The sequence below is a fragment of the Mycolicibacterium vaccae NBRC 14118 = CIP 105934 genome, from assembly GCF_001552715.1.
GTDB lineage: Bacteria > Actinomycetota > Actinomycetes > Mycobacteriales > Mycobacteriaceae > Mycobacterium > Mycobacterium vaccae.
The window spans coordinates 26,020-32,772 of the sequence record NZ_BCRS01000060.1; the positions used below are offsets into that span (position 1 = coordinate 26,020).

The 6,753-nt window shown below is 69.0% G+C and carries 9 protein-coding genes; 2 read left to right on the forward strand and 7 right to left on the reverse strand.

Annotated features, from left to right (window positions below):
• Positions 1–144: 144 nt before the first annotated feature.
• The 3 genes from MVA01S_RS13515 to MVA01S_RS31510 all read right to left on the reverse strand — a co-directional run bounded on the left by MVA01S_RS13515 (position 145) and on the right by MVA01S_RS31510 (position 1,102).
• Positions 145–348, reverse strand: a complete 204-nt coding sequence (locus MVA01S_RS13515; RefSeq protein ID WP_003929859.1) for a cold-shock protein — start codon at positions 346–348, stop codon at positions 145–147.
• Between the two features lie 131 nt (positions 349–479).
• The gene (locus MVA01S_RS13520) at positions 480–965 is read right to left on the reverse strand and encodes a DUF5994 family protein (protein WP_003929860.1); all 486 of its coding nucleotides are present in this window, start codon (positions 963–965) and stop codon (positions 480–482) included.
• On the reverse strand, positions 962–1,102 hold the full coding sequence (locus tag MVA01S_RS31510) for a hypothetical protein (protein ID WP_003929861.1): 141 nt from the start codon (positions 1,100–1,102) through the stop codon (positions 962–964). Before MVA01S_RS31510 ends, MVA01S_RS13520 begins: the two co-directional genes overlap by 4 nt.
• 464 nt (positions 1,103–1,566) lie before the next feature.
• Between MVA01S_RS31510 and MVA01S_RS13525 the strand changes: the two genes are divergently transcribed.
• Both MVA01S_RS13525 and MVA01S_RS13530 read left to right on the forward strand, forming a co-directional pair.
• Positions 1,567–3,789, forward strand: coding sequence for an MMPL family transporter (locus MVA01S_RS13525; protein ID WP_003929862.1), 2,223 nt, complete (start codon positions 1,567–1,569; stop codon positions 3,787–3,789).
• 29 nt (positions 3,790–3,818) lie between these two features.
• Entirely contained in the window at positions 3,819–4,256 is a 438-nt protein-coding gene (locus MVA01S_RS13530; protein WP_003929863.1) for an ATP-binding protein, read from the forward strand.
• A 9-nt stretch (positions 4,257–4,265) separates the two neighbouring features.
• Here the strand turns inward: MVA01S_RS13530 and MVA01S_RS13535 are convergent, their stop codons facing one another.
• From MVA01S_RS13535 to MVA01S_RS13550, 4 genes are all read right to left on the reverse strand, one after another.
• Complete coding sequence (locus MVA01S_RS13535; protein ID WP_003929864.1) at positions 4,266–4,505, reverse strand: DUF6480 family protein; 240 nt, start codon at positions 4,503–4,505, stop codon at positions 4,266–4,268.
• Positions 4,502–5,179 (reverse strand): hypothetical protein, encoded by a 678-nt coding sequence (locus MVA01S_RS13540; RefSeq protein WP_040540874.1) that lies wholly within the window; start codon positions 5,177–5,179, stop codon positions 4,502–4,504. The genes MVA01S_RS13535 and MVA01S_RS13540 overlap by 4 nt, the downstream gene beginning before the upstream one ends.
• Before the next feature lie 27 nt (positions 5,180–5,206).
• Positions 5,207–5,743 carry a CsbD family protein gene (locus MVA01S_RS13545; RefSeq protein WP_003929866.1) on the reverse strand — a complete coding sequence of 179 codons (537 nt, stop codon included), beginning with the start codon at positions 5,741–5,743 and terminating at the stop codon, positions 5,207–5,209.
• Between the two features lie 73 nt (positions 5,744–5,816).
• Positions 5,817–6,753, reverse strand: a 937-nt coding sequence (locus tag MVA01S_RS13550) for an ABC transporter substrate-binding protein (protein WP_159426322.1), incomplete at its 5' end; no start/stop codon positions are given.

Genomic DNA, 6,753 nt, shown 5'->3' on the forward strand with positions numbered 1-6,753 from the left:
TCGCTCGGCGGCCGCGCGGGAGCCCTTCGCCGAAATTGTCACTACCGGCGAGTCAGTTCGGGCGTCCGCCCCCGTCAGGCCCCCCACAAATGAGAGTGGGCTGGCAGGAAATCCTGCCAGCCCACACTGCGGTATTGAAGTCTGTTAGATCGCGGTCACTCGGACGGCCTGAGGCCCCTTGTTCCCTTGCTCCACCTCGAACTCGACGCGCTGATTCTCGTCGAGTGAGCGGTATCCGCTGCCGCCGATTTCCGAGTAGTGGACGAACACATCCGGTGCGCCGCCATCGGGAGCGATGAAGCCGAAGCCCTTATCGCCGTTGAACCATTTCACAGTTCCCTGTGCCATACATTTCTTCTCTCACTTTGTACGAATGTCGAACAGACACCCATGATCAGGCTAGCACGTAAAGATGCGCCAGCCTAGTTTTATCATTTATTGCCGCGTAAGCGCTTGTGCGACAACAGGATCAAGCACCGTCATGCACCGACGGCCTCGCTCCACTTCTTACTTTCGGCTTCGGCCAGACGCATCACGACACACGCAGTGTCGAACAGTCGGCCGTCGCTCACCCCACTCCCGGTGGGCAAACCCGCGGCGGTGCGTAACATCATGGCGCCCAACGCCTGCGAGGTCATACTCGGTATCACCAGCAACTGCACACACGCCGTACGGCCGTCGATGTTCATCAGACGCGGCCGACGGTGGTGCTCACCGGCGATCTTCTGGTGCGACGTGCTGGCGATGGTCTCCAGGTCGAGTTGCCCCTCGGTTGCCGACCAGTTCACCCGGATGGCCACAACCTCGCCCAGCTGCGGGTGCAGCGCCCCGATGAGATCAGGCAATTCCCTTGCCATCGCGGCCGAGTGCGGCCACCACGCGCCGTCGATTCCGACGCCCAGTTCTTTGGCCAGCGTGACCCGGATCGGCTTCGCCGCCCGCCGCGCGAGCGGAATCCCGTTCACTGCGAACGCGATTCAGTGGGGCGCCCGTTCTGCTGGAGGTCGGAGAAGACGGGGTTCTGCACCCGCTCATCGGAGGTGTTGCCCTGCGGCTGTGCCTGCGGAGTCTGCCGATGCGAGAACAAGTCAGACGTATCCATATGAAAATCCTTGGGTGGTGCGGGGCGTGCCCGCACATTGTCCGCGCGAAGAAAATCGCGTCGCGGGTCGAGTGCTTTTCTGTCACATCGTGAGGGCGGACACATCGTCCGCGAACTCGGCCTGCTCTCGAGAGTACACGCCCTCCCTCATTCGCGAGGGCCGACCGGACAAGAAGTGGTGATCATGTCCACTGTGCCGGGCACCGCCATCAGGCCCCTGACCCGCCTCGATGCGTCCCGTGGCGGTGGAACGCCGCGCGACCGGAGCAGAATCCGCCGAGCACCAGGACTGCCGTCGCCATCACCTCAGGCCGAACCGGTCGGCGGGCACGAGAACCAGCGAATACGGCAGCCCCGGCCGAGGGGAGCGGTCGCACAAATCACACGTCATGTGCGCGTGAACACCCAGCACAGCGGGCACCTACAGGCAGCTTCATCCGTTGTGAACAGACGTGAGGAACACGATGTCGCGCTATCTCTATGCGCTCGGAGCCTTCAGTTTCCGCAGGCGGTGGGTCGTCCTCGGCGCCTGGCTGGCACTGCTCGCCGCGGTCGCGGTCGCCTTCGTCGGGTTCCGCGGTGAACCCGGCGACAACTTCACCATCCCCGGCACCGAATCGCAGCGCGCCGTCGAGCAGCTGCAACAGAACCTGCCGGCGTTCGCCGGGGCGCAGACACAGATCACGTTCGCCGCCCCGGAGGGACGGTCGGTCACCGACCCGGCGTTCGCGCCGGCCATCGAGCAGGCCGTCGCCGGCCTGTCCGAGATCCCCGACGTCGCCGGTGCCGCCGGCCCCGCCCAGACCCGGCAGGTCTCCCCCGACGGCCGCGCCGCGCTCGGCACCGTCCAGTGGAAAGACCCGATCGGCGAGGTCAGCGACCCCGCGCTCACCGCGCTGGAGGAGGCGATGAAGCCGGTGCAGGACGCCGGTGTGCAGGTCGAGTACTCCGGTGCCGTGTTCCCCGGGTACAAGATCGCCGTCCCGCATCTGCCCGAGATCATCGGCCTCGGCGTGGCGTTCCTGATCCTGGTGATCACGTTCGGCGCGGTCGTCGCCGCCGGACTGCCGATCCTGACCGCCGCCATCGGCGTCGGCATCGGCGCGCTGGGCATCTTCGTGGTCGCGGCGTTCGTCGAGATGCCCACTGCGTCGCTGTCGCTGGCCCTGATGCTCGGCCTGTCCTGCGGCATCGACTACGCGCTGTTCATCCTCAACCGGTACCGCAACAACCTGCTGCTGCTGATGCCCCGCGAAGAGGCCGCCGGACTGGCCGTGGGCACGGCGGGCGGCTCGGTGGTGTTCGCCGCGCTCACCGTGGTGATCGCGCTGTGCGGGCTGGCCGTGGTCGGCATCCCGTTCCTGACCTACATGGGTGTCGCGGCGGCGGCCGCCGTGCTCATCGCGATGCTGATCGCGCTGACGCTGCTGCCCGCGCTGTTCGGGTTCGCCGGAGGCAAGGTCGCCAAGTTCATCGAACCGCCGCTACAGCCCAACCGTCCCAGGGAGGTCGCCCAGGTGGCGGCCTACACCCCGCAGCGGACCCTCGGCGCGGCGTGGGCCCGGTTCGTCGTCCGCTTCCGCAAGCCGCTGCTGCTCGGTGGCTCCGTCGCGCTGATCGTGATCGGGTTGCCCGCCCTGTCGATGCAGCTGGGCCTGCCCAGCGGCTCCTCGCAGCCCGAGACCAACACCTCGCGGCAGGCCTACGACCTGACCGCCGAGCACCTCGGCCCGGGGTTCAACGGGCCACTGTTGATCGTCGCCGACCTGTCCGGCGCGACCGATCCCGCCGCGGCCCAGACCATCGCTGCGAACCTCAGCCGCGAGCCGGGCGTCGTCGCCGCCGCCCCCGCCGGCGGTGACGCCCGCACCGCGGTCATCCAGGTGATCCCGCAGTCCGGACCCAACGACACCGAGACCGCCGACCTGGTCAACCAGATCCGCGCCGACCGCGACGCGATCGAGGCCGAAACCGGCGCGACGATCCTCGTCGGCGGCAACACCGCCTCCAACATCGACACCTCCGCCAAACTGGCCGCCGCGCTGCCGGTGTTCGTCGTCGTGGTCGTCGGGTTGGCGTTCCTGCTGCTGGCCGTCGCGTTCCGGACCGCGATGGTGCCGCTGACCTCGATCGTGGGCTTCCTGCTCTCGGTGTTCGCCGCGCTCGGCGTGCAGGTGGCGGTGTTCCAATGGGGTTGGGGCGCCGACCTTCTCGGCATCACCCCGGGCGAGACCATCAGCTTTCTGCCGATCATCGTGCTGGCCATCATCTTCGGCCTGTCCAGCGACTACGAGGTGTTCGTGGTGTCGCGCATCAAGGAGGAGCTGGGCACCGGCTCGGGTCCGGAGGCCGCGCTGGCCGCGGTCCGCAGCGGTGTGGGCCTCTCGGCACGGGTGGTGACCGCCGCGGCGCTGATCATGTTCGGCGTGTTCATCGCGTTCCTGGCCGGCAGCGACCCGATCATCAAGTCCATCGGCCTGACCCTGGCCGTCGGCGTGTTCCTGGACGCGTTCGTGGTGCGACTGACCCTGATCCCGGCGGTGATGGCGATGCTCGGCGACAAGATGTGGGTGCGCTCCAAGTGGTTCGACAAGTACGTGCCCGACCTCGACATCGAGGGCACCGCGCTGGAGGCCAAGCATCGCAGTCCGGTGACGACTGCGGGAATCTCCGCGGCGATGGACTAGAGACGCGGGAAGTCGGGTAGCCCAAACTCATGACTGCTACAGCGCCGCTGACGGTACAGACCTCCGAACAGCTGACGGTCAGCCGCGCTGCGACAGCCACCAACGCCGCACAGCTGCGCGCGCAGTTCAGTGAGTGGCTGCGCGAGCGTGGGATCTCCGATCTGCAGCGCAACGACATCCTGATGGCGGTCAACGAGGCTCTGGCGAACTGCGTCGACCACGCCTACGCCGACCAGCCCGTGGCAGGCCCGATGACGGTGCGGGCCGACTTCGAACCCGGCAACCACTGCTTGAGCGTGTGCATCACCGACCACGGGTGCTGGCGGCCGCCGCCGCACGCACCTCAGCGCCTGCTCAACCGCCGCGGTCGCGGGGTCGCGCTGATGCACGCGCTGGCCGACCACTGCACGATCAGCGGCCGCGAGGACGGCACCATCGTGTGCCTGGACTACCGCTGCGGGCAGTAACGACTCGCCTCAGCCGAGGATGTCGACCAGCAGGTAGACCGCGGTCGCCACGAACAGCAGCACGAAAAGTCCGACCACGACGAACGTGACCACCGCCCGCGGATTCAGATTGCGCCCCGCCGTCGGATCAGGGTTGGCGGTGGCGCGCGTCTGCGCGGAGTCCGGTGGTGTGTCGCCCGGGCGGACACCCCCGGCGCTCTCGACGCCGGGGGTGTCCTTCGGATCTGGATCCGGTGGCAATGCGGTCACAGCTGGTTCTCCCGGGCTGCCTGCCGCTTCTCCTTCTCGGTCTCGGCGAAATCGTCGAGCCGCTCGGCATGAGCCCGCGCCTGCGCGGCGGCGCCGCGTTTGGCTGCCGCGTCGTCGAGATCCTTGTCCGCAGCCGAGGTGACCACCTTCTCGGCGGCCCGGCTGCGGTTCTGCGCGCTGCGCTTGGCCTTCTCCGCGGCCTCGACTCTCTCGGCGGCCGCCCGGTCGACGTTCTGCTTGGCCTGCGCGGTGCGCGACGCGACGCTCTCGGCCACGTCCTGGGTCCGCTGGTCGGCCTTGGCCTGGGCCTCCTGCGCCCGGCGGCGTGCCTCCTGGCCCGCCCGTTGCGGCGCGGTCACGGCCTTCTCCTGCTTGTCCTGCAGTTCCTCGGCGGCCCGCTGCTTCTTCTGCGCGGCGACCTCCTCAAGGCGGGCGGCCTCACCGAGCGCCGCGGCCTTCTCGATCCGCACGATGCCCTGCTGCTCCAGCTCGCTGTCGCGCAGGAAGCTTCCGGCGCCGGCGTCCACCGCGCCGATCGCGCGTTCGTAGAACAACTTCGCGGGGGCCTCGTCGTCCACCCGCGTCATGACCGTGCTCTCCAGAACCCGCAGCGGCGTGCGCGCCAGCCGGTACTGGAACCGCAGTACGGCGAACGGAATGTCGGTGATCCTCATCGTCATCTCCTCTAGGTCGTCTGCGGGTCAGTCGTTGCCCTCGGCGCGGGCACGGAGCCGCTCCGCCTGGGCCTCGGCGGCGACGGCCTCGGCCGTCTCCTGCTGGTACTCGGCGGCCGCCTCCTGATACTCCCCGGCGGCTTCGGCGACCTCGGCTCGCCGCTCGGCCGCGGCCTGGCGCGCCTGCTGCTCGGCCTGGGCGTCGAATGCGCTCTGGGCGCGTTCCACGTCCTGCCTGCCGGCCTCTTCGGCGCGCTGGCGCTGTGCGGCCTGCTCGCTGCGGACCTGGCTTTCGGCGGCCGCGGCCTGCACCTCGGCCGCGGCACGCTGCTGTGCACCTTCGAGCTCGGCCTCCCTGGCTCGCTCGCGGGCCTGTGCGGCCTCCGCGTCGGCCTCGGCCTCGGTGCGGCTGGCCGTGCGGCGTTCCTTGGCCTCGGCCTGCTGCAGCTGGCCTTCGGCGGTCAGCGAATCGTTTCCGGTGACCGCACCGGCCACCTCTTTGGCCTTGCCCTTCACGGAGTCCGCGAAGCTTTTTCGGGTCTGGGCAGCCTTGTCGTCGCTCATCGGCGTCTCCTCGGGATCGTCGTGAACTGCCGACGTACCCGCCCGGAAGCCGTTTACACGGCGGTGTGACGCATTATCTGGTCGCACCGTTGACGGCCGGGACCTCGATCATGCCGCGCTCGACCCCCCACATCGTGGCGATGGCCCGGTATTCGCCGGTCTTGATCAGGTGCTCCAGGGCCCGCCGTAACGACTCCACCAAACCCGATCCCTTGACCACCGGCCACCCGTACGGCGCCGAGTCGAACACGTCACCGGCCGGGACCAGCTCGCCACGGCTGAGCTTGATCGCGAACCCCGTCACCGGCGAATCGGCCGACATCGCGTCGACCTCACCCTTGATCAGCGCGGTGGTGACCTCGTCCTGGCTGCGGAACACCACCATCTCGATCGGGGGCATCCCGGCGGCGGTGCACTGGTCGCTCTTGTCGGGCAGTTCCTCGGTCTCCTGCAGGGTTCCTTCTGCCACACCGACTCTCAGGCCGCACGCGGCGGCCGGGCCGAGCGACACCCCCGGTCTGCGGGCCCACTGGGTGCCGGCCTGGAAGTAGGTGACGAAGTCGACGAGCTGTTCGCGTTCCCGGGTGTCGGTCACCGAGGACACCCCGACGTCGAACGTGCCGTCGACCACCGACGGCAGGATCGTGTCGAACGGGGTGTCGCGGTAGTCGGGGACCAGGCCGAGCACCTTCGACACGGCGTTCATCAGCTCCACGTCGAATCCGACGAGCTGCCCGTCGGCGTTCTTGAACTCCATCGGCGCGTACGGCACGTTCACCCCGATGACCAGGCGTCCGGTGTCGCGGATGTCGGCGGGCACCGTCGCCGCGATCTCCGCGACGGCACCCGCGGGCAGCTCCGCGCCGTCGCCGTCCTGCCACGGCGCCCACTGCCACAACCCGATCCCGGCCACCGTGACGGCCACGGCCGCCGCGGCGACGGCCCAACCCACCTTGGGCACCCGGACGCGTTTCGGGCGGGCGGCGTGCCGGGAGGTGCGGCCGTCGCGG